Below are 26,553 nucleotides of genomic sequence, written 5' to 3'. Positions count from 1 at the left end.
CCAGAACCATTGTCGGCAAAAGTTGTCCGCAGCTTTGCCCTGTTGCCCGTGATGTAATCGCGGGTGTTGTCGTCGAAACCCACCGCACTGGCCCGTAGCCTTTCGCGGTGGTGTTTTTTTAAGGATCCAACCATGTTTCAGGTACGCATTCACGGTCGTGGCGGCCAAGGCGTTGTCACCGGAGCGGAGATGATGTCCATCGCCGCGTTCCTCGGCGGGCGTCATGCACAAGCTTTTCCCAGTTTTGGCTCCGAGCGCACCGGCGCTCCGGTCATCGCCTATTGCAGGATGGACGATATCGAGATCCGGCTTCGCGAACCCATCATGCAGCCTGATGCCATCATCATTCAGGATGCCACCTTGCTCCACCAGGTTGGCGTGCTCACCGGGCTGCATAAAGAGGGATACATCCTGATCAATTCCACCCATTCTTTCGAGGACATGGGCCTGGGGGAATTCATCCAGGGCTTGCGCCCCGAGCGTGTGGCCACCGTCCCTGCGACCGAACTGGCGCTCAAGCACGTTGGGCGCCCCGTCCCCAACGTTCCCCTGTTGGGCGCCTTTGCTGCGCTTGGTGGCCCCATCAGCCTCGACGCAGTGCTCCACGCCATAGAACACAAGTTTTCCGGCGCAGTCTGTAGGGGCAACCAGGCGGCAGCGCGGGAAGCCCACGCCATCGTGTTGCAAAAGATGCAAAACAAACAAGACAAACAAGAAGAGGTATGCCATGCTTGAACAGTGCGAAGGTTCCCACGCCGTTGCCAAGGCCGTTGCGCTCTGCCGCCCGGAAGTCATCTGCGCATACCCCATCTCCCCGCAAACCCACATCGTCGAGGGATTGGGGGAATTGGTGAAGTCGGGGGAAATCACCCACTGCGAGTTCCTCAACGTCGAGTCCGAATTTGCCGCATTGAGCGTGGCCATCGGTTCCTCCGCCGCCGGGGCGCGTTCCTACACCGCCACCGCCAGCCAAGGGCTGCTGTACATGGCAGAAGCCGTCTACAACGCTTCCGGATTGGGGCTGCCGATCGTGATGACCGTGGCGAATCGTGCCATCGGCGCCCCCATCAACATCTGGAACGACCACACCGACAGTATGTCGATGCGCGATGCTGGCTGGCTACAAATTTTTGCGGAAACGAACCAAGAAGCGCTTGACCTGCATATCCAGGCCTTCAAGATCGCCGAAGAACTCTCGCTACCCGTGATGGTGTGCATGGACGGCTTCATCCTCACCCATGCCTACGAGCGCGTGGACATCCCGACGCAAGAACAGGTAGACCGCTTTCTGCCTGCCTACGAACCCCGCCAGGTGCTCGACCCCGACGCCCCCGTATCGATCGGCGCAATGGTTGGCCCCGAAGCCTTCACCGAAGTGCGTTACTTGGCCCACGTCAAACAGATGCAAGCCCTCGACCTGATTCCTCAGGTCGCCGAGGAATTCCGCAAGGAGTTTGGCCGTGATTCCGGCGGGCTGATCAAAACCTATCACATCGAAGACGCCAGCACCATCGTCATTGCCATGGGTTCCGTGCTGGGGACGATCAAGGACACCGTCGATGAGCTGCGTGCCCAAGGTGTTTCGATCGGCGTATTGGGAATCACCTCGTACCGTCCCTTCCCGATTTCTGCGATTCGAGAAGCCACAGCAGGCGCATCCCGCATCGTCGTCGTCGAAAAATGCTTTGCCGTCGGGATCGGCGGAATCGTCTCGCGCGATGTGCGCAGTGCCGTGCGTGATCGGCCCCAGACGGTGCTGACCGTCGTTGCCGGTCTTGGCGGACGCCCCATCACCAAGGCTTCGCTGCATACGCTCTTCGAAGACGCCATCGCCGACAAGCTGGAGTGGATGACCTTCCTCGATCTGGACTGGGATGTCGTCAAACGGGTGTTGGAGCGCGAAAAAGCCACCCGCCGTTCCGGGCCTATCGCAGAAGGCATCCTGCGCGACATCGGCGTCGTCGCTGCAGGCATCGCCTGACCTCTGACCTCTTCGGGATCACAGCAAGGATCACAGCACTATGGAACCGACCACCATCAAGTTCTACCAGACGGGCACTTTTACCGTCGGCAACCGGCTGCTAGCGCCGGAACAACGCAGCGTGCAGGCCGATGTGCAGCGCTGCAACTCGCTCAACTCTGGCCACCGCGCTTGCCAAGGTTGCGGGGAAGCGCTTGGGGCGCGCTACGCTATCGATGCAGCCGTGTCTTCCACGGGCGGCAAGCTCATCGCTGCGAATGCCACGGGCTGCCTGGAAGTGTTTTCGACCCCCTACCCCGAAACCTCGTGGCAGATCCCGTGGATTCACTCACTCTTCGGAAACACTGCATCCGTCGCGACCGGCATCGCTGCCGCACTCAAGGCCAAGGGCCGCACCGACGTGCGCGTCATCGCCCAGGGTGGCGATGGAGGCACTACGGACATCGGCTTTGCCTGCCTTTCCGGGATGTTCGAGCGCAACGATGACGTGCTCTACATCTGCTACGACAACGAAGCCTACATGAACACCGGCGTGCAGCGTTCCAGCGCAACGCCGCCAACGGCCCGTACCGCGACAACCATGCCCGTCGGGGACCATCCCGGCAACGAGTTCGGCATTGGCAAAAACGTTCCCCAGATTGCCATGGCGCACGAGATTCCCTACGTCGCCACGGCGACCGTTGCCGATCTGCGCGACCTCGAATACAAGGTCAAAAAGGCGATGACGATCCGCGGAGCGCGATACCTGCACCTCTTCGTCCCTTGCCCGCTCGGGTGGGGATCTGCCTCGCACGACACGATCCGGCTCGCCCGGCTTGCCGTCGAAAGCGGGATGTTCCCGGTGTTCGAGGCAGAACGCGGGGAGATCACCGATGTCCGCAAAATTCGCCGCCAGGTTCCTGTCGAAGAGTACCTCCGGCCCCAACGGCGCTTTGCCCATCTCTTCGGCAAAAGCCCGGATGTGGCAACCCTTGCCCGCCTGCAGGCCATTGCCGACCGCAACATCCGCCGCTACGGGCTGCTCAACACTGTGGCAGATTCGGCCAGCGCCTGATCCCTCTCTGCCCCCGCGCAAGGCTTGTGCGCCGACAACGCACCGATAGCGCGCCGCTGCCGGGGGCCTCGCATTTTCTGGAGCACTAACCATGCAAAAACCCTTTGCCATCACCCTGGACGTGGGCAGTTCGCTGGCCAACCACACCGGCTCGTGGCGTACTTCCCGTCCGGTATACCTGAACCGCATTCCCCCCTGCAACCTGCAATGCCCTGCGGGGGAAAACATCCAGGGCTGGCTCTTCCATGCCGAATCCGGCAATTACGAACAAGCCTGGCGCACCCTGGTCGAAGACAACCCGTTCCCCGCCATCATGGGGCGGGTGTGTTACCACACCTGCGAAAACGCCTGCAATCGCGGCCAGCTTGATGCGCCTGTCGGTATCAATTCGGTAGAACGCTTTCTTGGTGACCAGGCGCTGGAGCGCGGGTGGACATTCGATGCTCCCCGCACACGATCTGGCAAAAAAGTGCTCGTCGTCGGCGCCGGCCCATCGGGGCTGTCCGCCGCGTACCACTTGGCGCGCATGGGTCATGGGGTCACCGTCCTCGAAGCCGGGCCACTGCCTGGGGGAATGATGCGCTTTGGTATTCCGCAGTACCGGCTCCCACGCACGGTGCTCGACGCCGAAGTGCAGCGCATCGCTGAGCTGGGGGTCGAGATTCGCTACAACGCCAAAGTCGGCAATGTGCTTGAAACACAGCAACAAGGCGGATTCGACGCTGTCTTCTTGGCTGTGGGGGCGCACATTGCCAAGCGTGCATTCATCCCTGCCGGGGACTCTGCCAAGATCCTCGACGCCGTTTCCGTCCTGCGGTCGATGGAAGGTGAAGAAAAGCCCCTGTTGGGCCGCCGCGTCGTCGTCTACGGTGGTGGCAACACCGCCATCGACGTAGCGCGAACAGCCAAGAGGCTCGGCGCCACCGAATCGATCATCGTCTACCGCCGCAATCGCGAAAAAATGCCTGCGCACGACTTCGAGGTCGAAGAAGCGCTGCAAGAAGGCGTGCTGATCAAGTGGCTCTCGACGATCAAACAAGCGGGCGAATCATCGATCACGGTCGAAAAAATGGCCCTCGACGAGAAGGGTTTTCCCCAGCCCACTGGCGAGTTCGAGACCCTCGAAGCCGATTCCGTCGTGCTGGCGCTGGGGCAGGATGTCGATCTTTCCTTGGTCGATGGCGTACCGGGGCTCGTCGTGCAAGATGGGGTAGTACAGGTCGACAAGCAGATGATGACCGGCCATGCAGGCATCTTTGCCGGTGGGGACATGGTTCCTGCTGACCGCAACGTCACCGTTGCCGTTGGTCATGGCAAGAAAGCCGCACGCTGCATCGACGCTTGGTTGCAAGGCAAGGTCTATGACCCACCGCCCAAGAGCGAAGTCGCCTCGTTTGACAAGCTCAACACCTGGTACTACAGCGATGCGCCAAAGACCGTTCGTCCGATGCTCGACATCATTCGCCGACAGTCCACCTTCGAGGAAGTACAAGGCGGGCTTGACGAAAGCAACGCCCTGTTCGAGGCGCGGCGCTGCCTCTCGTGCGGCAATTGCTTCGAGTGCGACAACTGCTACGGGGTGTGCCCGGACAACGCCGTGATCAAACTGGGGCCTGGCAAGGGCTTCGAATTCAACTACGACTACTGCAAGGGTTGCGGGATCTGCGTGGCCGAATGTCCCTGCGGCTCCATCAAGATGGTTCCCGAGGACATCTAAGCGTTATTTCCGTTCCCCCGTATTGCAATTGCCATCGCCGCCAGCCTCGCCCATGTTGCGTCCAGCCTCGGGAGCCCAAGCATGTTTGAACGGATCCTCGTCCCCGTAGACGGCTCACCCACCTGCCACAACGCGGTGGTCAAGGCCGTTGGCTTGAGCAAGGCGTTTTCCAGCGCCGTCACGATCCTCTACGTCATCGACCCCTACCCTTTCACAGGGGTGGGAGCGGACTTTGCCTACGGACAGGCGGAGTATTTGAGCGCAGCCTTGGCGGAAGCCCATTCTGCAGTCCATGCCGCCAAGGAACTTTTCGAGGCGGAAGGCATCGCTCCCGGCACTTCCGTGGTCGAAGCGCACACCGTCTGGCGCGGCATCGTCGAAGCTGCGGAATCGTCCCATGCCGACCTGATCGTCATGGGCTCCCATGGCCGCCACGGCCTGGGCAAGCTGGTACTCGGCAGCGTAGCCCACTCGGTGCTATCGCACACCAACCTGCCGGTGCTGGTGGTACGGGACCCTGGGGCACGGCACAAAAAATAATCGCCGCTCGCACTGAGAACCTATTGCAGTAGGCAGGCGAGCCGAAGCAGTGTGCGTGGCGCCGGAGCGCAGGAACCGGAATGTACTGACAGTACATGAGGATTCCGAGCACCGCCGCCGCGTGCAATGCGATGGCGCAGCCCCTACTGGAATAGGTTCTTAGTCAACCAGCCTGGGCCATCAATACCAGTTATCGCGCTCCCAGGCTCTGCTTCGCTCCACCCTGGCTACAGGGCGGTGGTCTCCGCACTGCGGGCCCGCCCAGGGTGATGCCCGGCATCTGGCGTGCAATAGCGCGACGTTGCCGGTAGTCCGCCAACACAGACTCGATCAATGCCCAGAATTGGGGGCCGTGGTGCATGTGGCGCAGGTGGGCTAGTTCATGGACGACCACATAGTCCACGAACGCCATGGGGAAATGGATCAGACGCCAATTCAGACGAATCCGGCCATCGCGGCGCGCGCTGCCGAATCGGGTGCGTGCATTGCCAAGCCGTAGTTGCGTCCACTGCACCCCCAGCATCGGCGCGTAATGATCTAAGCGCTCCTTGCCGAGTTCCATGGCCTGCTGCATAAGCCACGATTGCAGCAGCCCATGGACATTCGCCATGCTGCGCATTGCCATACCCCGCAACGGGGTGACGTTGCCCAGCTCGATCTCGACTACCTTGCCCTCTTCGGCAATGGGGTGCAGAGACAAGACGCTGCGTTCCTCCACAGCAGGAACGTGGATGCGATACATCGCACCCAGAAATGGCAAAACGTCCCCATCTTGCCAAGCATGCTCCGCGCTAAGGGGGGGCTGCACAGGATTTTTGGGGATCCGCAGCCGATCCAGCACCCACTGGGCATGAGCGTGGATCATGCGCTCGATCTGCGCAATCGTCGCATTCCGGGGCGCACGCACCTCCAGCCCCAACACGGTGATGACCAATCGCAAGCGGGTAGTGCGCGTGGTTTTGTGCAAGTAGCCAACCAGCACATCGCCCAACTGCACGGTGCGCTGGGCCTGGGGATGCAGGTGCTCTTCCAGAGGGCACTCCTCTCCCTTATTCCAATCCTTTGGCTTCATCGCAATCCGGATAGGCCTCGGGGTCAATACGACGCATTTCCCCTTCGATCCACGCCTGCACGGTATGCAGCAGTTCCCTGGGTTCCTGCCCCTGCGTTGCGATGGGCTGCCCGAACGCCACGCGCACCACGCCGGGCAATTTGCAAAACCCCTGCTTGGGCCAGCAACGCGCTGTGGCCACGGCCACCGGGACAATCGTTGCCCCCGCCTGCACAGCAAGGCGAACTCCGGCGCTTTGGTATGTGCCTGCCTTGCCCCGGGGGACGCGCGTCCCCTCCGGGAACATGATGATCCACGTGCCCTGACCCAGCAAGCGCGTTCCTTGCTCGATGACCTGCTTCATCGCAACCGCCCGCGCGCTGCGGTCGATGTGAACCATGTCGAGCCGCGCCATCGACCAGCCGAAAAACGGGATCTGCAATAGCTCTCTCTTGAACACGAACGCAAGACGGTGCGGGATCAAAGTCGGAATCCACAGCGTCTCCAGCGCAGACTGGTGTTTGCACAACAAGACCACAGGCCCTTCAGCAGGCAAGTGCTCCAGCCCCAACACTTCCATACGAATCCCCAGCAGGTGGCGAGTACCCCAGATCACGACACGGAACCACCCCACCGCATACCACCAAGCCTGCGCCGGGGATCGCAACAGGGATACCCACCACACGGCCATCGTCCAGGGAATAACCGTGATCCCCATCCAGATCATGTGGAGGAGAGAACGCAAGCAGCGAAGCATGATCCAAGAGAACGGTGCGGGAAAAAGATCGATCAGGACCGGTAACGACGAGTACCGACTATGGCCGACTCGTGAAGACTGTCAACAATGAGCGCTACGCACCGCTACGAAGTGTGAGTACAGCGATCCTTGGCTTGGTGCCGGTCGATCCAATACTGGGCAAAGGCTCCCAGATCAGGGTGAACCATCGTATTGGGCGGAAATTCCGCAGGGAGCGGCGCACCGTCTTCCACAACCGTGTTGCCCGAACACACCAGATGCGGCTCACACCCCACATTGGCGCCAGCGACAAGATCGCGGGCCGAATCCCCCACCACAGGCACCCCGGAAAGGCTGGTTCCGAAACGCTCCGCAATCTGCTCGAAAAGGCCAGAGCGGGGCTTGCGACAGTGGCAGTCTTCATCAGGGGTGTGGGGACAAAAGAAGATCGCATCGATGCGCGCACCGACAGCGGCAAGCTGCTGGTTCATCCGGGTGTGGATCGCGTTGAGATCGGACACTTCCGACAGACCACGCCCTAGGCCAGATTGGTTGGAAGCCAGCACGACGTGCCACCCTGCATGATTGAGGGCAGCAATCGCCTCGAATGCTCCGGGCAAGGGAATCCATTCTTCCAGCGACTTGATGTATTCCGCGCTATTGCGGTTGATCGTTCCGTCGCGGTCGAGGATGACGAGCTTGATAGGGGTCATGGGCAGTCTCCCGGAAGTCGGAAGTCAAGGGGAAATGAGGGGGAATCAAGCCAGCCGTGCCAGATCGGCCACCTGGTTCATCGCCTGATGCAGCGTGTGCAACAGCCGTAACCTGTTGCTGCGAACGACCTGCTCTTCGCACAACACCATCACTTCATTGAAAAAGGCATCGACCGGGGAACGTAACGCTGCCAGTGCTTGCAGCGATGCCGTGTCATCGCCCTCTGCCCGCTTGGCCTGGGCAATGGCCAAAGTGCTTTGCATGGCTTGGTAGAGGGCGCGTTCTGCGGCTTCGGTGAACAGACTTTCTTGCAAAGAGCCAGAGGCCGCCACCGTCGTATCGGACTTGCCCAACAGGTTGGCGATGCGCTTGTTGGCTGCTGCCAGCGCAGCAGCTTCGGGCAATGCCGCAAAGGCGCGCACTGCGGCCAAGCGCCGGGGCAATTCGCACAGACGCTGGGGACGCAAAGCCAGCACGGCATCCACTTCCCGAGTGGTGTACCCCCGTTCCCGTAAATATCCAGCCAGCCGGTCCAAAAAGAAGGTTTGCAATGCGGCGCATACCCCAGCATCCCAGCCTCCTGCCGGGGACGCAGCCCGCACCGCCCCAAAGGCTGCATGGGCGTCGGTCAGCAGCGTGTCAAGATCGAGTGGCAAACCCTTGTCGATGAGCATTCGCACGACGCCCAGCGCGTGTCGGCGCAGGGCGAAGGGGTCTTTTTCCCCGGTGGGAAGGTTGCCAATGCCAAACATGCCGACCAAGGTTTCGAGCTTGTCCGCCAAGGCCAAAACGGTGCCCACAGGGTTGCGCGGCAAGGTGTCTGCGGCAAAACGGGGCTTGTAGTGGTCTTCGATGGCCTCCGCCACGTCCTCGGGCAGCCCGTCGTGCCGTGCGTAGTACGCTCCCATGACACCCTGGAGTTCGGCAAATTCGCCAACCATGTCGGTCAGCAGATCCGCTTTGGCCAAGCGGGCAGCGCAACGAACACGATCCACCAGGGTATCGACTGAAATATCTACGAAGTTGTCGACCAAGGTATCGACCTGGGTGGTATCGCACCTTGCAGGAATGCGCTTGCCTACGGCAATAAGCCTGCCTGCGATGCGTTCGGCAATCGATTCCACGCGCCGCACCCGATCCCCCAACGAGCCTAGCCGATGGTGATAGACGACTTTGTCCAAGCCCGCGACGCGGGATTCCAAGGTCTTTTTGCGATCCTGGTCATAGAAGAAACGCGCATCGCTCAGGCGCGACCGCACCACACGCTCGTTACCGCCCCGGACGGCGGCAGGGTCTGCGGGATCGATGTTGCTGACGACCAAGAACCTGGGTAGCAGCTTGCCCGCAGCGTCCAACAACGGGAAATACTTCTGGTTGGCCTGCATCGTCAGGATCAGGCACTCTTGCGGCACCTCCAGAAAATCCGCCTCGAAGATGCACACCAGCACGCGAGGCCATTCGACCAGCGCGGTGACTTCGTCGAGGAGTGCCTCGTCTTCGAGAACACGAGCACCCTCCCCTTCTGCGGCTTCATGGAGTTGGCGCAGGATCTCTTGCTTACGCTGGGCAAACCCGCACACCACTTTGCCATCCCGGTACAGCACAAGCTCGTATTCGTCAGCGCTGGGGATCGACAACGGCCCCGAAGCCAGGAAACGATGGCCTTGGGTAGTCCGCCCAGCGTGGAGGCCCAGAACGGTCACGTCGACGACAGCATCTCCGTACAGCGCGACCAAGCCATGCGCAGGGCGCACGAAACGCACCACGTTCCATCCGGGCAGGGCGCAGTCCGATTCCAGCGGGTAGCTCATCACCTTGGGGATGGGGAGACGGTCCAGTGCGGTTTCCAGCGCCTGCTGCAGGCCCGCTTGCAGCGTCGCGCCGACGGCAGTTTGCTCGAACCACAGCGCTACGGCCTTGCCATCGGGAACCTGCAGCAGCGTGGGCACCACGGCTTCGACATCGGCCACGCCCAACGCCAGCAGCTTTTTGCGCAGGGCTTGCGTGGGCTGGCCCGCAGCATCCAACCCCACGGAAACGGGCATGAGGCGATGACGCACGGGTTTGTCCGGCGCCTGCGGCAGCACTTGCGTGACGTGGACGGCCAGCCGTCGCGGGGTGGCAAAGGGGGTAATGACCGACTCCGCACCCGCCAAGCCCAGTTGCTGTAACTGCTCCCACAACACCTGGGCCAACGCTGCCCCCAATTTGGCCAGCGCCTTGGGGGGCAGCTCCTCGACCAGCAATTCAACCAAGAGATTCATAACGCGAGATTCATGGCAGGAAAAGACGCACGCAGCGCCGGGGGAAGAGGCAGAGAGCCTATGCAAAGCGAAAGAATGGGCGCTTTAGGAGCCGATGCCTGCCATGCTAGCGACCCATTGCGGCGGAGCCATTGGGAAACCCAGCCGTTGCCGACTGTCCAGATAGCTTTGCGCCACCAGTCTTGCCAGCGTGCGGATGCGGCCAATGTAGGCGGCACGCTCCGTCACGCTGATCGCACCGCGTGCATCAAGCAGATTGAAGGTGTGCGCGCATTTGAGTACTTGCTCATAAGCCGGCAACGCCAACTGCGCTTCCATCAATCGCTTGGCCTGGGCTTCATGGGCGCTGAACGAGGCGAAGAGGAATGCTGCGTCGCTGTACTCGAAGTTGTAGGCAGATTGCTCAACCTCGTTCTGCTTGTACACGTCCCCATAGCGCAGAACGGAACCGTCTGGCGCCTGAGTCCAGGCCAGATCGAACACGTTGTCTACCCCCTGCAGGTACATGGCCAAGCGCTCCAACCCGTAGGTAATCTCCCCGGTGATAGGGCGGCAATCGATCCCGCCAACCTGCTGGAAGTACGTGAACTGTGTTACTTCCATGCCGTTGAGCCAGACTTCCCAACCTAACCCCCACGCGCCCAGAGTGGGGTTTTCCCAGTCGTCTTCGACGAAACGGACGTCGTTGACTCGCAGATCCAGCCCCATCGACGCCAAACTACCCAGATACAGATCGAGGATGTTGCGCGGCGCCGGCTTAAGGACGACCTGGTACTGGTAATAGTGCTGCAAGCGGTTCGGGTTGGCGCCGTAGCGGCCATCCTTGGGGCGGCGACTGGGCTGCACATACGCGGCTTTCCATGGTTCCGGCCCCAGCGCTCGCAGGAACGTGGCGGTGTGCGAGGTCCCTGCGCCCACTTCCATATCACAAGGCTGCAACAACGCACAACCCTGTGCGTCCCAATAGGTCTGCAATTGCAGAATCAACTGCTGAAAGGTCAACATTCGGGGAAGCAGGCCCAAGCCAAAAAGAAAAAGGAGCGGAACAAAGACGTTGGGAAGGTATCAACGCAACCCACGCACCGCAAGAAGATTGCCGAAGGTGCCGTGCAAACAATGCCGTGCCCAAGCAAGAAAAAGCAAGAAAGATTCTACGTAGGGCCTTTGGAGCAGCCGCAAGGCCCAAAAAAATGCCAGGTCAAGGTTCCCATATCCATGCTGGGACAGGCGCTACACCACGACAGGTTCGATTTCAAGAACAACCCCGAACCGCTCGCACACACTGGCCTGGATGGCCCGGGCCAACGCCAGCACCTCCGCACCGGCCGCAGGCCCGCCAGGATGCACAAGCACGATGGCATGACGTGCATACACCCGCGCTGGCCCCATCGACTGGGCCTTCCAACCGCAAGCATCGATCATCCACGCAGCGGCAAACTTGATCGTTCCATCGCCCAGGCGATAGTGAACCAAATGCGGATGGCGACCAATGATGTGCTGAAACTGTTCCTCGCTCACCGTCGGATTCTTGAAAAAACTCCCCACATTACCGAGTCCGGGTTCGCGCGGGTCGGGCAACTTGGCGCTGCGAATCTCGCATACCCAATCGAAGAGCGTGCGCGCATCCGGCTCTGCCCCTCCAGCAGCCAGTAGTCGCTGTTCGATGTCGGCGTACCCTAGCACCGGCTGATACACCTTTGGCAAGGCAAAACGCACGCGGGTGATCAAGGCATGGCCTCGCAGGGATGCCGCACCCTGCTTGTCTGGTTCCTCTTGGCCCGCTCGTTTTCCCTCTGCAAGCCAAGTACCGTAGCGAAATATGGATTGGCGGTAACCAAAGCCACATTCGGCAGCACCTAGTGTGCCGGTCTGCCCCGTGCGCAGGTCGATGTAGTCGAGTTCGTCAAAACGATCTTGTAGCTCCACCCCGTACGCGCCGATGTTCTGCACCGGGGCAGCGCCCACCGTTCCAGGAATGCCTGCGAGGTTTTCCAGCCCGGGCCAGCCGTTATCGAGCGTCCAGGCAACGAAATCGTGCCAAGGCTCGCCAGCGGCAGCCTCGACGATGCGAAGGTGCTCGGTCTCTCGAACCAGCCTGCGCCCGCGCAGCGCAACAGAGAGCACAAGCCCGGGAACGTCGCGAGTCAGCACGATATTGCTGCCCCCGCCCAGAATCAGTATCGGCACGTCGCGCCACGTCGCGTCCCCGAGCAAGGCATGAATATCGGCCTCGCAAGCCACTTGCACCAAAGCTTGCGCTTGCACATCCGCACCCAAGGTGTTGAACGACCGCAGAGAAACATTGCGCAAAACGTCCATGGCAGAATTGTCGCACCCCCCTGCCAAGGTCGATTCGACGCCTGCGTGCATTCCCTCGATACCCATGCAGCGGTGATTTCCGCTCCGGTGCGCGCTTTCTGGTACGTTTTTTTCCTTCTTTTATGCCCTCCTTTGACACGATCTGTGAAGCCTCGGTGGTCGATGTCCGGCACGCTGTCGACAACACCAGTCGCGAGGTAGCCACCCGTTTCGACTTCAAGGGAACCCCCGCAGCGATCGAATGGAAGGACAAAGACATCGTCCTGATCGGCAATGCGGACTTCCAACTCACCCAAATCGAAGACATCCTCCGCAACAAGCTCACCAAGCGCAATGTGGATGTGCGCTTCCTGCAAAAGGGCGACATCCACAAAGCGGGGGGGGATCGGGTCACGCTGACCATCCAGATTCGCAGCGGCATCGATACGGAGCTGGCCAAAAAGATTCAGCGCGTGGTCAAAGACAGCAAACGCAAAGTGCAAGCGCAATTGCAAGATGGCAAGCTGCGCATCAGTGGCGCCAAGCGCGATGATCTCCAAGCCACGATTGCCCTGATCCGGCAAGAGTTCCCCGACGACCCCTTGGGGTTCGACAACTTCCGGGACTGATACGGGAGCCCGCTGCGGTTCTTCGTGGATCCCTATTCCATCGTGGGCGTCGTTCTCCATTCCGAAGACGAGTACGAAGACCTTCTGGCACTCTGGTCGGATCTGGAAGCTGGCCTGGGGGTGGTGCTGACCCACCCTTCCCAAGTCCAAGAGTTTGTGCAGCGCATTGCCCAGTACGACCAGTGGATGCGCGACCTGCTCCAGCGTGACGCCGACGTGGGCTTGTATCTGTTGTTTCAGCTTGCCACGCATTCCCCCGTGGGATACAGCACCTCGCATGCGCTGGTTTGTGCGGTGCTCTGCCACCTGGTATCCCAAGAATTCGCCCTGCCATCAGAGCAGCGGGACGGTTTGGTATATGCAGCAATGACGATGAACATCGCCATGACGACGCTGCAAGACCAACTGGCTACGCAGGGCAGCCGTCCTACCCCGGAACAACAACAGTCGATTTCGGTACACGCCAGCCAGGGCGCGATGTTGCTCGCACGCTTGGGTATCGATGACAACCTGTGGCTACGCATCGTCGAGCTGCACCATAACGAATCTCCCTCTTCTGCACCTGTGCGCTCTGCGCCCACCGAAGAGACGCTGGCGCGCATCCTGCGAGTGATTGATCGCTACGCAGCGATGATCAGCCCGCGCCGTTCCCGCGAAGGGCGCAGCGCCGAAGAATCCGCCAAATACCTGCTGGAACAGACACGGCAATCCGGTTCGGACGTTGAACAAGCGCTGGTTCGTATCGTTGGCCTCTATCCCCCAGGCACCTTCGTGCGCCTGGACAATGGCAGCACGGCCATCGTGACGCGACGCAGCGCTTCCCTCAACCAACCTGACGTCGTCATCGTGCTGCAAGAAGGGGGTGGACTGCTCAAACCCCCGTTGATGCACCCCACGTCGAAGGGGTCACCCAAAATCCAGGCTGCATTACCGTCTTCTGCGGTACAGGAACGTCTCAGCCACCATCGCATCTTGCAACTCGTGGCTCCGGGCTGATTGATTCGCTGTGATTCGAACGCCAAAACACTACTTGAAGTAGCCTATTCCGGCAGGCTACTACACCAAACGTGAACCCAAAAAATCATTCGCTATTGGCTCGGCTGACTGTTTTGCGTGGCACCCCAATGCCCAGCGTCTCTTGCATGTTGTAGAACAGAGTCCTATCGCAAGGGTTGTACAGTGGATTTTTTCGAGCCTTTTTGTCCTGCAATAAGAATCTATTTCAGTAGGCAGGCGAGCCGAAGCAGTGTGCGCAACGCCGGAGCGCAGGAACCGGAATGTACTGACAGTACATGAGGATTCCGAGCACCGCCGCCGCGTGCAATGCGATGGCACAGCCCCTACTGGGATAGGTTCTAAGGCGGTGGTAGACTGGAAATTGGTTCGTTGTAAGCAGGACAGGAGGTTTGCCATGAGTGTGCGGTATGTCAATGTCGTCAACCACCTGCCCGAGACCAAGATGCGCATGTACCCCACCAAAGTCATCAACATCATCGGTGGCCCGGGTAGCGAAAAGTCGCTGTTTTCCGCTGCGATCGTCCTGTACCTCACTTTGCACAACAAGTCGGTCGAAACCATCCCCGACTACGCCAAATCATTGGTGTGGCAGCAGAATTTCGAGGTACTGAAAAACCAGTACTTCATTGCGCAACGCCAGTATCAGATGTTGAGCCTGATCGACGGCCAAGTGCATTTTTTGGTTACGGAATGTTCCTTGCCACAGATTTTGTTCTATAACGAAAACTACGTGGACAACATCTGCGATGTGGCCAAAACCCGGGAACAAATTCTGGAGTGGTACCGCCAAAACGACAACGTCAATATCCTGGTATTGCGTGGAGATCGCAAGTACGTGCGTTCGGGACGATTCCAGGACGAAGAACAGGCGCTGGAAATCGACCGGGGAATGCGCGCCATCCTCGATCGAGAGCAGCTTCCTTACACCGCATTGCCGCCGGAGGTTCCCTCCATTGAGGCTTTTGTCAGGCATCTCCTAACCTGAATCGACCGCATCTTCCCAAGGCTACTTCTTCCCGAGGCCATTCCGTCTGCCTTCCACTCATTGGTCACGCCGCATGGGTTCTGTCCGTTTCCGACAGCATCTAGCCACAACTCCAGAAGCACAACAATGAACCGACCTTCGAGCATCCAGCAAGTCGAGCAAGAACTTTCCGACTCGCAAACCCACAGCATCATCAAAAGCATCGGGATCCCTGCGCGCCCGATGACCTTGGTCAAATTACAGCAGGAAGTGCAGTCGGATGACCCTGATTTGCACAAGATTGCCGAGCTTGTCGTCAGCGACGTCACCATCTCCGTTGCAGTGCTGCGTACCGTCAACTCCTCGGCCTTTTCCCTTTCCCGCAAATGCGAGACTGTCGAGCAGGCTGTAGCACTCGTCGGATTCAAGCGCTTGGAAAATCTGGTCACGACTTTGGTGCTGCGCAACCTCGTCAAGGGAGACCCCCAAAAACTCACCTACTTCTGGGATATTTCTGCCAAGCGCTCCTACGTGATGTCGCGTCTTGCGCGGGGGTTGGGGGTGATCGATGAAGACATCGCGCAGTCCTTCGGGTTGTTTTGCGATGTAGGCATCCCACTACTGATGCAGCGGTTCCCAGAGTACGAGCGCACGCTCGTACTGTGCAACAGCGAAACCGAACGCACGTTCACCGAGGTCGAGCAAAGCATCCATCAGACCGACCATGCGCTCGTCGGTGCCATCATGGCCCGTTCTTGGGAACTATCGACCACGTTATGCCTGTCGATCCGTCTGCACCATGATTACGCCATGCTGGAAGACACCAGAACCCCGGAAGCCGTGACAAAGCTCGTGGCGATGAACCTGATCGCCGAGGCAGCCATCCAGCGCTTTCATTTCATGAAGAGCGTGGAATGGATGAAAGGTGGCAAAGCTGCGGCTTTTGCTCTTTCACTGAGCGACTACGAAGTGGAAGACTGGATCGACCGTCTTTCGTACGATTTGACTTCTTGGTCTGTCTAACGTTTGTAGTACGTACGCAAAACCGCCCCAGCACCTTTATACCCACTTTCCGTACTGCTTTGTACTATCTGTGTGGGGTTGCCTAACTGGGACAATTTTGCGTAAGAACCCATTTCAGTAGGCAGGCGAGCCGAAGCAGTGTGCGTGGCGCCGGAGCGCAGGAACCGGAATGTACTGACAGTACATGAGGATTCCGAGCACCGCCGCCGCGTGCAATGCGATGGCGCAGCCTCTACTGGAATAGGTTCTAAGTCCAAGTTTGTTGGGCAGTCCAGCGCAACACCACAACAGGGGTGGACGGACGTGCGGGAGGGGTCAAGGTAGGCCCCATACAATGAATAGATGAGTTCCCCTACCCCATCTGTCTGCCAGGGCGGTGGTACCCAACCTCCTGGCAAGCCCCTCCCCCCAAGCAATTTCCTTCGGCAAATCATTGAGTCCGATTTATCCCGGAACGCCTATGCCCAGCGCTGCTGGGGGGGCACTCCGGGGGATGCGGCGCACCATCGGCGCGGGGTTCTAGATCCGGCTCGCATCCGTACACGCTTCCCCCCGGAACCGAACGGATATTTGCACGTTGGCCACGCCAAAAGCATTTGCCTCAATTTCGGGCTGGCGCGGGACTATGGCGGGGTATGCCATCTCCGCTTTGACGACACCAATCCGGAAAGGGAAAACCAGGAGTATGTCGACGCAATCATCGACGCTGTGCGCTGGCTCGGGTTCGACTGGCATGATGGGGAAACCAGTCATCTCTACCAAGCCAGCGACTACTTCGATTTCATGCTGCGCGCAGCGGAATACCTCATCGACGCGGGGCACGCCTATGTCGATGAGCAGACCCCGGAACAAATTCGCGCGCATCGGGGCGACTTTGAAACCCCTGGGGTGAACAGTCCATTCCGCGACCGCCCACAGGCAGAAAGTCGGCAACGCTTTGCCGACATGCGCCAAGGCATGTACCCCGATGGGGCCATGGTGCTACGGGCACGCATCGACATGGCCAGCCCCAACCTCAACCTGCGCGACCCCGTGATTTACCGGATCCGGCATGCCACGCACCACAATACGGGGGATCGCTGGTGTATCTACCCGATGTACACCTTCGCGCACCCCATCGAGGATGCGCTGGAAAACATCACCCACAGCATTTGCACCCTCGAATTCGAGGACCAACGTCCCTTTTATGACTGGCTGCTGGAGCGGCTGCTAGAAGGTGGATTGATCCAGGCGCCCCCTCCCAAGCAGATCGAGTTTGCCCGTCTCAACCTCAGTTTTGTGGTCACGAGCAAACGGAAGCTGGCCCAATTGGTATCCCAGGGCCATGTACAAGGATGGGATGACCCCCGTATGCCCACCATCGCCGGGCTGCGCCGTAGGGGGTACACCCCGGAAAGCCTGCATCTTTTTTCGGAACGGATCGGCGTTTCCAAGAGCGATAGCTGGATCGACTACCAGACGCTGGAAGGTTGTTTGCGCGAGACACTGGATCGCAACGCCCAGCGTGCTATGGCCGTGCTCGACCCCGTCGAGCTTGTTCTCGATAACTGGGACGAAGTCATGGGGACAGGCTTTCTGGATGAATGCCATGCTCCCGTACACCCCCATGACCCGGAGCGCGGCCAGCGTTCTTTCAAGATGGGCAAGGAGCTGTGGATCGACCGCAGCGATTACCAGGACACGCCTGCCAAAGGGTTTTTCCGGCTGTTCCCTGGCAACAAGGTGCGGCTGAAATATGGTCATGTCATCGAATGCACGCATGCCGACCATGACGAGCAAGGCCAGGTTCTGCGCGTGCATGCCCGTCTGCTGCCCGACACCAAAAGCGGCACCGCAGGCAGCAATGCGGTCAAAGTCAAAGGCGTCATTACATGGGTGGCACGTGCTGACGGCATTCCTGCCGAAGTGCGCTGGTATGACCGGCTATTTCGGGATGCCCAGCCCGACGCCAGTGGCAAGGACTTCCTGGAATCGCTCCAGCCCAACAGCCTGCGCGTGTTGTCGGCATTCATCGAACCTTCCTTGGGCAACGCCCGCAAGGAAAACCGCTTTCAATTCGAGCGGCACGGGTACTTCGTCGCCGACCGCATCGACCACACTCCAGAACGGCCGGTGTTCAATCTGGCCGTGGGGTTGAAGGATTCGTGGAATCCGCACGCTTGATGCATGGATCACACTGCTGCATGGGCTGACGTGCCCTGCTGACCACGGTCTCACGTGCTGTAGTGAACGGTTGACGCCCTTTCCTCGAAAAACCAACACCGGTTTGCAACCCCGCCCTTCAGGGCGGTAAGCCGTAATCCCGGCCTGAAGGCCGGTTCTGGATAGTTGCTTCCTTCCTCCATCGTCAGCCTTTCCCGGGAAGGCTGCTTCCCGTTCGTGAAGCTCGAATTTCCTTCTTCCCTGCCCGTCAATCTCCATCGAGAAGAGATCATGGCGGCCATCCAGGCCCACCAGGTCGTCGTCGTTTGCGGAGAAACCGGATCGGGCAAAACGACCCAGCTCCCCAAAATGGCGATGGCCCTGGGGCGGGGACAACAAAGCCACGGCAAACGCCAGCGCATTGGGCACACCCAACCGCGCAGAATCGCCGCCAGCAGCATCGCCCGCCGGATTGCCAGCGAACTGGATACGACCGTCGGGCAGATCGTCGGGTACCAAGTCCGATTTGCGGATCGGGTCGGTAAGGACACGATCCTCAAGCTGATGACAGACGGCATCCTGCTGGCCGAAACACAAAGCGACCCCCTGCTGCGCGCCTACGACACCCTGCTCATCGACGAAGCGCACGAACGCACGCTCAATATCGATTTCCTTTTGGGGTATCTGCGGCGCATCCTGCCACAAAGGCCGGATCTGAAAGTGATTGTGACTTCGGCCACCCTTGATGCCCAACGCTTTGCAGAGCATTTCGCACTCTCTCCACCGGGTGGTGGCGCGCTCATTCCAGCGCCGGTGATCACGGTTCCGGGCCGGTCTTTTGCTGTGGAATACCGGTACCGGCCTTTCACTTCTACCAAAGATCATGACTGGACCGATGCCATTGCCGATGCAGTCGATGAGCTGTGGGCACCCATACACCAGGCGGGTGACATCCTCGTATTTCTGCCGGGGGAACGGGAGATTCGCGAAGCCAGCGACCATCTGCGTGCCTATGTCGCCAGAAAACCCATCTGGGGCCATACCGAGGTGTTGCCGCTCTACTCACGCATGGGCAGCGACGAACAGGATCGCATCTTTTGCGAGCACCACCATCGCAGGATCGTGCTGGCTACGAATGTGGCAGAGACCTCGTTGACCGTCCCGGGAATCCGGCATGTCATCGACATCGGGACTGCGCGGGTCAAGCGCTATAGCTACCGGAACAAGGTAGAACAGCTTCTGGTCGAACCGATCAGCCAGGCCGCCGCCATGCAACGCGCTGGCCGTTGCGGACGGGTGGCAGACGGTGTCTGCATCCGGCTGTACGACGAGGCATCGCTGCTGCAACGACCGCGTTACACCGACCCGGAGATGTTGCGCAGTTCCCTGGCCAGTGTGATTTTGCGAATGAAATCCCTAGGCCTGGGCGCAGTGGAAGACTTCCCCTTCCTGGACCAGCCTTCCGGCAGGTCGATTGCAGACGGGTACCAACTCTTGCAAGAGTTGGGCGCCGTCGACGAACGCAATGCGCTGACCGATACGGGCCGAACCCTGGCCAAGCTCCCACTGGATCCCCGCGTGGGCAGGATCTTGCTGGAAGCGCAATCCCGCCAAGCGCTAGCGGAAGTGCTGGTCATCGCCAGCGCCTTGAGCGTGCAGGATGTACGGGAGCGGCCTGCCCATGCTGCTCCGGCTGCAGATCGTGCCCATGCCCGCTTTGACGACGAGCGCAGCGAATTCACGGGGTATCTGACCCTCTGGCACTGGCTGCACGAGCAACGCGGCGATGGCAAAACCCGGCACAAACTAAGCCAACGCAAATACGAACAGCTCCTGCGCGAGCATTTTCTACACACCCGCCGCGTTCGGGAATGGATTGATGTGCATAGCCAATTGCTGACAGTCGCGACCGAACACCGCTGGCTGCTGTCCACCAGCCCTGCAAGCTACGAACAAATCCACCTCTCGCTGCTGGCTGGCTTTCTCGGAAACCTGGGAGTCAAGCTGACCAAGGACAAAGACGCCGGAAGCTATCTCGGCGCCCGGGGCATCAAATTCCTTCCCCATCCAGGCGCACGGTTGCGCAAAAAACCCGGTTCCTGGATCGTCGCCGCCGAACTGATGGAAACGACGAAGCTGTATGCGCGCACCCTGGCCACGATCGACCCGCAGTGGATCGAGATCGTCGGCGCCCACCTGCTCCAAAAGCAGGTACTCGACCCACAGTGGGACGAACATAGCGCGCAGGTCATTGCACTGGAACGGGCCACCCTGTATGGCCTGGTGGTGTACAGCGGACGCAAGGTGCGCTACGCAACGACGGATCCGGCGGGAGCGAGGGAAATCTTCCTGCGAGAAGCCCTCGTGGCTGGACGATGGAACAACACATTGGCCTTTTTGGCGGCGAATCAGCGCTTGATTCAGGACATCGCCAAACTGGAGCACAAGCAGCGTAGACAGGACGTATTGGTCGATGACGAGGTGATCTTTGCGTTCTACGACCGGCACGTTCCCCAAGATGTGTGCTCGGGGAGTACCTTCGAGTCTTGGTACCGGGATGCAGTAAGGCTAAACGCCGATGTACTGAAACTGACCCGATCCGAACTGATGCGGCACGAAGCCGCCAGCGTCACCAGCACGAACTACCCCCGATATCTACGGCTAGGAGGGGTGGACTGCGCAGCACGGTATCTGCACGATCCCGGTCATCCCGCAGACGGGATGTCGGTGGATGTGCCCGTATTCGTTCTCAATCAAGTGCAGGAAGCACGGTGTGAATGGCTGGTTCCCGGAATGCTCGAAGAGAAAGTGTTGGCCCTGGCCAAAACCTTGCCACAACGAGTTCGGGCCAGACTCGTTCCCGTGCCGCAATGGGCGCAGAAAACCGCCATGGAACTCGCTGCACCGGAGTTTTTTGGGCAAGGCTCCCTGCTAGATGCAGTGCTGAAAAAGGTACACACTGACACCAGCTTTGCGGTACAACGCAGCGATCTCCGGCTGGAGGCGATGCCTGCACACCTGCTCATGCACTTTCGAATCATGGATGAACATGGGCGCGTGATCGACCAAGGACGCTGCCTTGCCTCGCTCAAAGCCGCATGGAAAGACCAAGCACGCAGCGCTTTCCAGGCACTGGCCAGTCTGCGCAGCACCGTGCCGACGTGTACTGCGCCACACACTGGCAACGATGCTCCCCGGCAGTCCACAAGAGGAACGTCTGCCCCCTCACCCAGCACCAGCTCCGTACCCACAACCATGGACGCCGAGATACGGTATACGACTTGGGCCTTTGGGGAACTGCCTGAAATGCTGGAAGTACACAAAAAAGGGGTGCAGCTCATCGGCTACCCCGCGCTGATCGACGCAGGAGAGTTCGTCACCATCGAAGTCTTCGACGAAGCAGGCATCGCTCAAAAGAAGCATCGCGAAGGGCTGCGCAGACTGGTTGCCCTGCAGATCGGGGCACTGCTCAAAACGCTGGACAAACGCCTGCCACCATCGATGGATCGGTCTTTGTTCACGCTGCTTCAGCACAAGCTGGCGGCGGAATGGGGCCTTACCAAATCGGTCGAAGAGTTGCGCCCGCAAATCATGGCTGTGGCTATCGATAGGGCTTTTTTACAAGGACCGCAACCAACCAATCCAGAAGAATTTCAGGTAGTGCTGGAGCAAGGCAAAGGGAGGCTTGCACTAGTACACCAAGAAGTCTGCAAACAGTGCCTGGTGATACTGGAGGAATGCACAATCGTGCTACGCAAGGTGCGTGATGGCGCTTATCCCACAGATACCTTGCAGGATATACGGAGGCAACTGGGGCACTTGCTGCACAAGCATTTTCTTGTAGAAACACAGTGGGAAGCCTTGCAACACTTCCCACGGTATCTGCGCGGCATGGCACTGCGGCTGGACAAATGCAAGGACGACCCTGCGCGTGACCAGGAACGAACCAAGGAAATTTGGGCAGTCGAATCGCGATACTGGAAGACAGTGCAGGAACGTGGCGGCCCAACAGAAGGGCGACTACTAGACTACCGTTGGATGCTGGAAGAATTGCGCATCGGTTTGTTTGCACAAGAGCTACGAACCGCGTACCCCGTCAGCGTGAAAAGACTGGAAAAAACCTGGGTTCAAATACGCTGAATCGGGGCTATCACACTGCAGAAAATGCACCAGTCTTGCAAGATACAGAAGTTTTGCACCTTCTTGCAGACCCAGACTAGGAGAACCTAGGGAAGGCTCTGCTGACACACTTTCCACTGACGCAGTGCAAAAGACCCACTTGCACCGGGATAAATGCGTACACGATCTACCGATTGCTGACCAAAAGCGACGGGCGTTTTCAACACGTGTTCTGCACCATCGTTGGCCACTTCCAAAGAAACACGCCGCGCAGGCTTGGATTTTTCAAATGCTTCCACAGTGATATTTCCACCAGTAGTCGATAGCATCACGTTAATGTAGTCTTTGGCCTGTAAGGCTGGATGGAAAGAAAACTCGACAAAATCCGCATCTTTGGTATTGGATGCGGAAATCCCCTCAGCAACTTTGGCCGATATACCCAAACTTAGTGGAGAAATACTGGTCGTGATGGTAGACGGTGTGCATGTTTGCTGAACCCAAGCACCAGCGCGGGAGAGCCATTCAGCATTGTCGAATCTGTTGCGTTCTGCACGATACAAAAAATTCGGTGGAGCGATCATCGCTCGCTCCGGTATCTCCCAAAGCAAAATTTTGGCCGGAACACTATGGAAGGCATCATTTCTCAAATACTTCAACATTCCCACCCACGGTCCTTGATCTGCATTGACTGCAACAGTCAATACCTCACGTTGCAATACATACCGCAATGCGTCAGAAAAACCAGTCCAGTCTTGAGAATAACTGGTTCCCACCAATGCAATGCTACCTAGCGAGGTTGCACCCATAACGTCTTCTTTCACCGCAGATTTGCTGACACTTACTTGATAATACCTATCTAATGGATAACGATGAGCAGGAGAATCTTGCGGTAACATCATTAATAAATCACGAATTTTGGAATGCACCTTACGCTTACTCTGCGTGAGAATGTAATTCGTACTTGGAATCGAATTCAAAATATCTTGAAATTCTTTTTTGTTTGCCAGATATTCTTTGATAGTTTTTGCAGAAAATATGACCCCTGTTGGCGACCAATGGGTATCCATTCTGAAGAAAAATGGCATATCAGAGTCACGATCTGAACTCTTCAACATCGCTGTATTCAGATCAACAACAGCTACATTTTGTTCGCCCAGTTTCTTGAGGATACGATCATAATTCTCTGCCATGAAAGGTTTCATGATCAGATCGTTCGGTAAATACTTTTCATAAATCCTCATCTTCACAGGAACCAGAACAAAAACTAACTGGATCCCATTAGATTTGAGTATCTTGTCAAATTTCCAAATTACATCTATAGAATCCTGAATGCCTGGGGAAAAACTCTCATTGATCAGATCGTACTCATAAAATAACCACGGCTCTTTACCAAGGATGGCTTTTTCTTCTGCGGATACACTACTAGAAAAGAAAAATAGATTAACTACCGCTAAAAAACAGAAAATTTTACTTAATGAAATGAAACTAAACATAACTTCATTGCAGATCGTTAATTTTCATTTAATACAGCACACGACAACATAAGAAGTAATATATTAAACCAGTAGACTATACTTATAGAAAAAAATTGGTATGCACACGCAAAAAAAAAGGGAACCAACAAAGTCCCCTTTTTTTCTAACTATAGTACTGGCTTATGCACATTTTACGTTGGCACATTTTACGTTGCCGTCATCGCATGTTCACACTTTACACCAACGACGCTTCCCGCACCAAACGCGACACTACCCAGCACTTTGTTTTGGAAATCGGCCTACATTCCACAATTTCCACCATGTCGCCAATCTTGTACTGATTGTCCTCGTCGTGGGCGTGAAATTTGTTGCTACGGGCAACAACTTTGCCATACAACTTATCCCGAACACGGCGCTCAACCAAAACAGTTACAGTCTTGGCGCGTTGATCACTGACCACCTTGCCTACCAAAGTTCTACGCAAAGACTTTCTAGGTGCGCTTGCACTATTTTGCACATCATCCGCAGACACTAACCCAGGAGTCACTTCGGCTGCCAAATTTTCACTAGACATGCTTCACCCTTTGTTTTCAGGCAGTCAAGGAAGACCGCAACTTTTCCACAAGAATCGTCTTCGCTACGGCAATACCCCGTCGCGCCATACGCAATTGATGTACAGAAAACTGAACATCGGTCTTGCGTGTCATTCGCAGAGAGAAATACGCCTTTTGACGCTCTCGGATTTCTTTGCGCAATCCTTCGATGTCCATGGCGCGCAATGTAGTCAACTGATTCGTTTTTATTTCCATGATGACTCCAGCATTTACTGTCCAACCATGCGTGCAACAAACGTCGTACGCAAAGGTAGCTTGGCCGCAGCCAACTGAAAAGCTTCTCGCGCGAGCTGTTCCGCAACGCCAACAATTTCAAAAACTATTTTGCCTGGTTGAATTTCCGCTACATAGAACTCCGGATTGCCTTTTCCATTTCCCATGCGGACTTCTGCCGGCTTCTGCGAAATAGGCTTGTCAGGAAAAACACGAATCCACAACCGCCCGCCACGCTTGACATGGCGGGTGATGGCGCGGCGCGCGGCCTCGATTTGACGAGCAGTCAGACGACCGCGATCCACACACTTCAACCCATAATCACCAAAAGCTACTGTGGCACCACGCGTGGCAACGCCTGTATTCCTGCCTTTTTGCTCTTTGCGGTATTTCCTTCGCGCAGGTTGCATCATGCTGATTCTCCTTTGGCGTCAACTTGTTCCACCTTGGGAACGCGACGCAAAGTCGTTTTGGGGGTAGCGCCCTCTTCAGCAGAGGGACGTTCTTCTTTCTTTTCCACGGGTTCTGTGGCGACACCAACGACACGCCGTGGCTGACGAACACGATCTGCTCCCGGGCGATCTACTCCTGGCCGAGCCGCACGTTCCTCTTTGCGGGGAAAGCGCGCCTTGCGATCTTCTTCGGCCTTCGGATCAATGGCAACACCATCTGTACGACCCAGAGTATCACCTTTATATACCCAAACCTTCACTCCAATCACACCATACGTCGTCTTGGCAACAGAAGTACCGTAATCAACGTCAGCACGCAACGTGTGTAGCGGCACACGACCTTCGCGATACCACTCCGTGCGTGCAATCTCGATGCCATTGAGGCGCCCTGATGACATGATCTTGATACCCTGAGCACCAGACCGCATTGCGTTTTGCATGGCACGTTTCATCGCACGGCGGAACATGATACGTTTTTCCAACTGCTGCGTGATGGAATCAGCAATCAGTTTTGCATCCAGTTCTGGTTTGCGTACCTCATCGATATTGATGGCCACAGGAACCCCGAGCTGACGACTCAGGTCACGCTTGAGATTTTCGATGTCTTCTCCTTTTTTACCGATGACGACACCAGGCCGAGCCGAAAAAATCGTGATTCGGGCATTGCGCGCAGGTCGCTCGATCAACACCTTGGATACCGATGCGTTCTTAAGCTTGACACGCAGGTAATCACGCACTTTGATATCTTCAGCGAGCATGCCTGCAAAATCTCTATCATGCGCATACCAACGAGAAGACCAGTTGCGACTGACGGAAAGCCGAAATCCCGTAGGATGAATTTTTTGTCCCATATCTCAATCCGTTTCCAGCTATTTCGTGACGGTTTGTGTGCCAGCTTTTTGCATAGCCAAAGCCAGGTACACATGGCACGTGGGCTTCCTGATTTGGTTACCCCTACCCTTGGCACGGGCTGTAAAACGTCGCAAACTCGTTCCCTGTTCGACGTGGATAGTATGTACACACAAGGTGTCGATATCCCAGCCTTCTCCGAATTCGGCATTGGCTATCGCCGACTCCAGAACCTTACGAATAATCTGGGCAGCTTTCTTGGGCGTAAACCGGAGAATATCCATAGCTTGCGCAATGGGTTTACCACGGATCATATCGGCTACAAGCCTGCCTTTTTGGGCAGATAGCCGCACACCGCGCAGGCTAGCCCGCACGAGATCTTTATCAACACTGGAGGCATTCATGCGCAGATCCTCACTTCTTCTGAACCTTTTTATCTGCAGGATGCCCTTTAAACATCCTAGTCAGTGCGAATTCTCCGAGCTTATGACCAACCATTTGATCAGTAATATACACGGGAACGTGTTGCCGTCCGTTATGCACGGCAATCGTCACACCGATGAACTCGGGTAGGATCATCGAACGACGAGACCAAGTTTTGATCGGCCTTTTATCTTTGGTAGCAATGACCTTTTCGACTTTTGCTACGAGGTGGTGGTCAGCGAATGGGCCTTTTTTGAGAGAACGTGTCATCAGGGCTC

At 57.6% G+C, this 26,553-nt stretch carries 24 protein-coding genes; 11 read left to right on the top strand and 13 right to left on the bottom strand.

Going from position 1 to position 26,553, the window contains the following annotated elements:
- Window positions 1–132: 132 nt before the first annotated feature.
- The 5 genes from CENROD_RS01815 (at window position 133) to CENROD_RS01795 (ending at window position 5,292) form a co-directional block, all read left to right on the top strand.
- On the top strand, window positions 133–735 hold the full coding sequence (locus CENROD_RS01815; RefSeq protein WP_022771359.1) for a 2-oxoacid:acceptor oxidoreductase family protein: 603 nt from the start codon (window positions 133–135) through the stop codon (window positions 733–735).
- On the top strand, window positions 728–1,981 hold the full coding sequence (locus CENROD_RS01810; RefSeq protein ID WP_022771358.1) for a transketolase C-terminal domain-containing protein: 1,254 nt from the start codon (window positions 728–730) through the stop codon (window positions 1,979–1,981). The genes CENROD_RS01815 and CENROD_RS01810 overlap by 8 nt, the downstream gene beginning before the upstream one ends.
- Before the next feature lie 40 nt (window positions 1,982–2,021).
- The gene (locus CENROD_RS01805; protein ID WP_022771357.1) at window positions 2,022–3,035 is read left to right on the top strand and encodes a thiamine pyrophosphate-dependent enzyme; all 1,014 of its coding nucleotides are present in this window, start codon (window positions 2,022–2,024) and stop codon (window positions 3,033–3,035) included.
- A gap of 91 nt (window positions 3,036–3,126) precedes the next feature.
- The gene (locus tag CENROD_RS01800) at window positions 3,127–4,752 is read left to right on the top strand and encodes an NAD(P)-binding protein (protein WP_022771356.1); all 1,626 of its coding nucleotides are present in this window, start codon (window positions 3,127–3,129) and stop codon (window positions 4,750–4,752) included.
- Between the two features lie 81 nt (window positions 4,753–4,833).
- Window positions 4,834–5,292 (top strand): universal stress protein, encoded by a 459-nt coding sequence (locus CENROD_RS01795; protein ID WP_022771355.1) that lies wholly within the window; start codon window positions 4,834–4,836, stop codon window positions 5,290–5,292.
- Window positions 5,293–5,482: 190 nt separating this feature from the next.
- On the opposite strand, the gene CENROD_RS01790 is transcribed toward CENROD_RS01795, so the two are convergent.
- From CENROD_RS01790 to murB, 6 genes are all read right to left on the bottom strand, one after another.
- Window positions 5,483–6,364, bottom strand: a complete 882-nt coding sequence (locus CENROD_RS01790) for a M48 family metallopeptidase (protein WP_022771354.1) — start codon at window positions 6,362–6,364, stop codon at window positions 5,483–5,485.
- Window positions 6,342–7,100 (bottom strand): lysophospholipid acyltransferase family protein, encoded by a 759-nt coding sequence (locus CENROD_RS01785; RefSeq protein ID WP_041193184.1) that lies wholly within the window; start codon window positions 7,098–7,100, stop codon window positions 6,342–6,344. Before CENROD_RS01785 ends, CENROD_RS01790 begins: the two co-directional genes overlap by 23 nt.
- Window positions 7,101–7,204: 104 nt before the next feature.
- Window positions 7,205–7,792, bottom strand: a complete 588-nt coding sequence (gene gmhB / locus CENROD_RS01780; RefSeq protein ID WP_022771352.1) for a D-glycero-beta-D-manno-heptose 1,7-bisphosphate 7-phosphatase — start codon at window positions 7,790–7,792, stop codon at window positions 7,205–7,207.
- A gap of 45 nt (window positions 7,793–7,837) precedes the next feature.
- Window positions 7,838–10,057 carry a glycine--tRNA ligase subunit beta gene (glyS, locus tag CENROD_RS01775; RefSeq protein WP_022771351.1) on the bottom strand — a complete coding sequence of 740 codons (2,220 nt, stop codon included), beginning with the start codon at window positions 10,055–10,057 and terminating at the stop codon, window positions 7,838–7,840.
- A gap of 84 nt (window positions 10,058–10,141) precedes the next feature.
- A complete protein-coding gene (gene glyQ / locus CENROD_RS01770; protein ID WP_022771350.1) occupies window positions 10,142–11,062 on the bottom strand; it encodes a glycine--tRNA ligase subunit alpha in 921 nt (306 codons plus the stop codon).
- Window positions 11,063–11,287: 225 nt separating this feature from the next.
- Window positions 11,288–12,376, bottom strand: coding sequence for a UDP-N-acetylmuramate dehydrogenase (gene murB / locus CENROD_RS01765; protein WP_041193799.1), 1,089 nt, complete (start codon window positions 12,374–12,376; stop codon window positions 11,288–11,290).
- 122 nt (window positions 12,377–12,498) lie between these two features.
- Between murB and CENROD_RS01760 the strand changes: the two genes are divergently transcribed.
- The 6 genes from CENROD_RS01760 (at window position 12,499) to hrpA (ending at window position 22,270) form a co-directional block, all read left to right on the top strand.
- On the top strand, window positions 12,499–12,984 hold the full coding sequence (locus CENROD_RS01760) for a YajQ family cyclic di-GMP-binding protein (protein ID WP_022771348.1): 486 nt from the start codon (window positions 12,499–12,501) through the stop codon (window positions 12,982–12,984).
- A gap of 24 nt (window positions 12,985–13,008) precedes the next feature.
- Complete coding sequence (locus tag CENROD_RS01755) at window positions 13,009–13,980, top strand: HD-GYP domain-containing protein (RefSeq protein WP_051360272.1); 972 nt, start codon at window positions 13,009–13,011, stop codon at window positions 13,978–13,980.
- 415 nt (window positions 13,981–14,395) lie between these two features.
- Entirely contained in the window at window positions 14,396–14,986 is a 591-nt protein-coding gene (locus CENROD_RS01750) for a hypothetical protein (protein WP_022771345.1), read from the top strand.
- A gap of 126 nt (window positions 14,987–15,112) precedes the next feature.
- Window positions 15,113–15,988, top strand: coding sequence for an HDOD domain-containing protein (locus tag CENROD_RS01745; RefSeq protein ID WP_022771344.1), 876 nt, complete (start codon window positions 15,113–15,115; stop codon window positions 15,986–15,988).
- 342 nt (window positions 15,989–16,330) lie between these two features.
- Entirely contained in the window at window positions 16,331–18,151 is a 1,821-nt protein-coding gene (locus tag CENROD_RS01740; RefSeq protein WP_022771342.1) for a glutamine--tRNA ligase/YqeY domain fusion protein, read from the top strand.
- Window positions 18,152–18,316: 165 nt separating this feature from the next.
- Window positions 18,317–22,270, top strand: a complete 3,954-nt coding sequence (gene hrpA, locus CENROD_RS01735) for an ATP-dependent RNA helicase HrpA (protein ID WP_274518148.1) — start codon at window positions 18,317–18,319, stop codon at window positions 22,268–22,270.
- Window positions 22,271–22,356: 86 nt separating this feature from the next.
- Here the strand turns inward: hrpA and CENROD_RS01730 are convergent, their stop codons facing one another.
- The 7 genes from CENROD_RS01730 to rpsS form a co-directional block, all read right to left on the bottom strand.
- Window positions 22,357–23,742 (bottom strand): alginate O-acetyltransferase AlgX-related protein, encoded by a 1,386-nt coding sequence (locus CENROD_RS01730; protein WP_022771340.1) that lies wholly within the window; start codon window positions 23,740–23,742, stop codon window positions 22,357–22,359.
- Between the two features lie 217 nt (window positions 23,743–23,959).
- The gene (gene rpsQ / locus CENROD_RS01725) at window positions 23,960–24,298 is read right to left on the bottom strand and encodes a 30S ribosomal protein S17 (RefSeq protein ID WP_081699784.1); all 339 of its coding nucleotides are present in this window, start codon (window positions 24,296–24,298) and stop codon (window positions 23,960–23,962) included.
- A gap of 16 nt (window positions 24,299–24,314) precedes the next feature.
- A complete protein-coding gene (gene rpmC / locus CENROD_RS01720; RefSeq protein ID WP_022771338.1) occupies window positions 24,315–24,533 on the bottom strand; it encodes a 50S ribosomal protein L29 in 219 nt (72 codons plus the stop codon).
- A gap of 14 nt (window positions 24,534–24,547) precedes the next feature.
- On the bottom strand, window positions 24,548–24,964 hold the full coding sequence (gene rplP, locus CENROD_RS01715; protein ID WP_022771337.1) for a 50S ribosomal protein L16: 417 nt from the start codon (window positions 24,962–24,964) through the stop codon (window positions 24,548–24,550).
- Window positions 24,961–25,854: a 30S ribosomal protein S3 gene (rpsC, locus tag CENROD_RS01710; RefSeq protein ID WP_022771336.1), complete on the bottom strand. Its 894-nt coding sequence runs from the start codon at window positions 25,852–25,854 to the stop codon at window positions 24,961–24,963. Before rpsC ends, rplP begins: the two co-directional genes overlap by 4 nt.
- Window positions 25,855–25,872: 18 nt before the next feature.
- Window positions 25,873–26,256 carry a 50S ribosomal protein L22 gene (rplV, locus tag CENROD_RS01705; protein WP_022771335.1) on the bottom strand — a complete coding sequence of 128 codons (384 nt, stop codon included), beginning with the start codon at window positions 26,254–26,256 and terminating at the stop codon, window positions 25,873–25,875.
- Window positions 26,257–26,266: 10 nt separating this feature from the next.
- Window positions 26,267–26,545, bottom strand: a complete 279-nt coding sequence (gene rpsS, locus CENROD_RS01700) for a 30S ribosomal protein S19 (RefSeq protein WP_022771334.1) — start codon at window positions 26,543–26,545, stop codon at window positions 26,267–26,269.
- Between the last annotated feature and the right edge of the window lie 8 nt (window positions 26,546–26,553).

This window comes from Candidatus Symbiobacter mobilis CR, assembly GCF_000477435.1.
Classification (GTDB): domain Bacteria; phylum Pseudomonadota; class Gammaproteobacteria; order Burkholderiales; family Burkholderiaceae_C; genus Rhodoferax; species Rhodoferax mobilis.
Note: the sequence above shows the minus strand (reverse complement) of the source record. Positions and strands in the feature narration are given on the sequence as shown.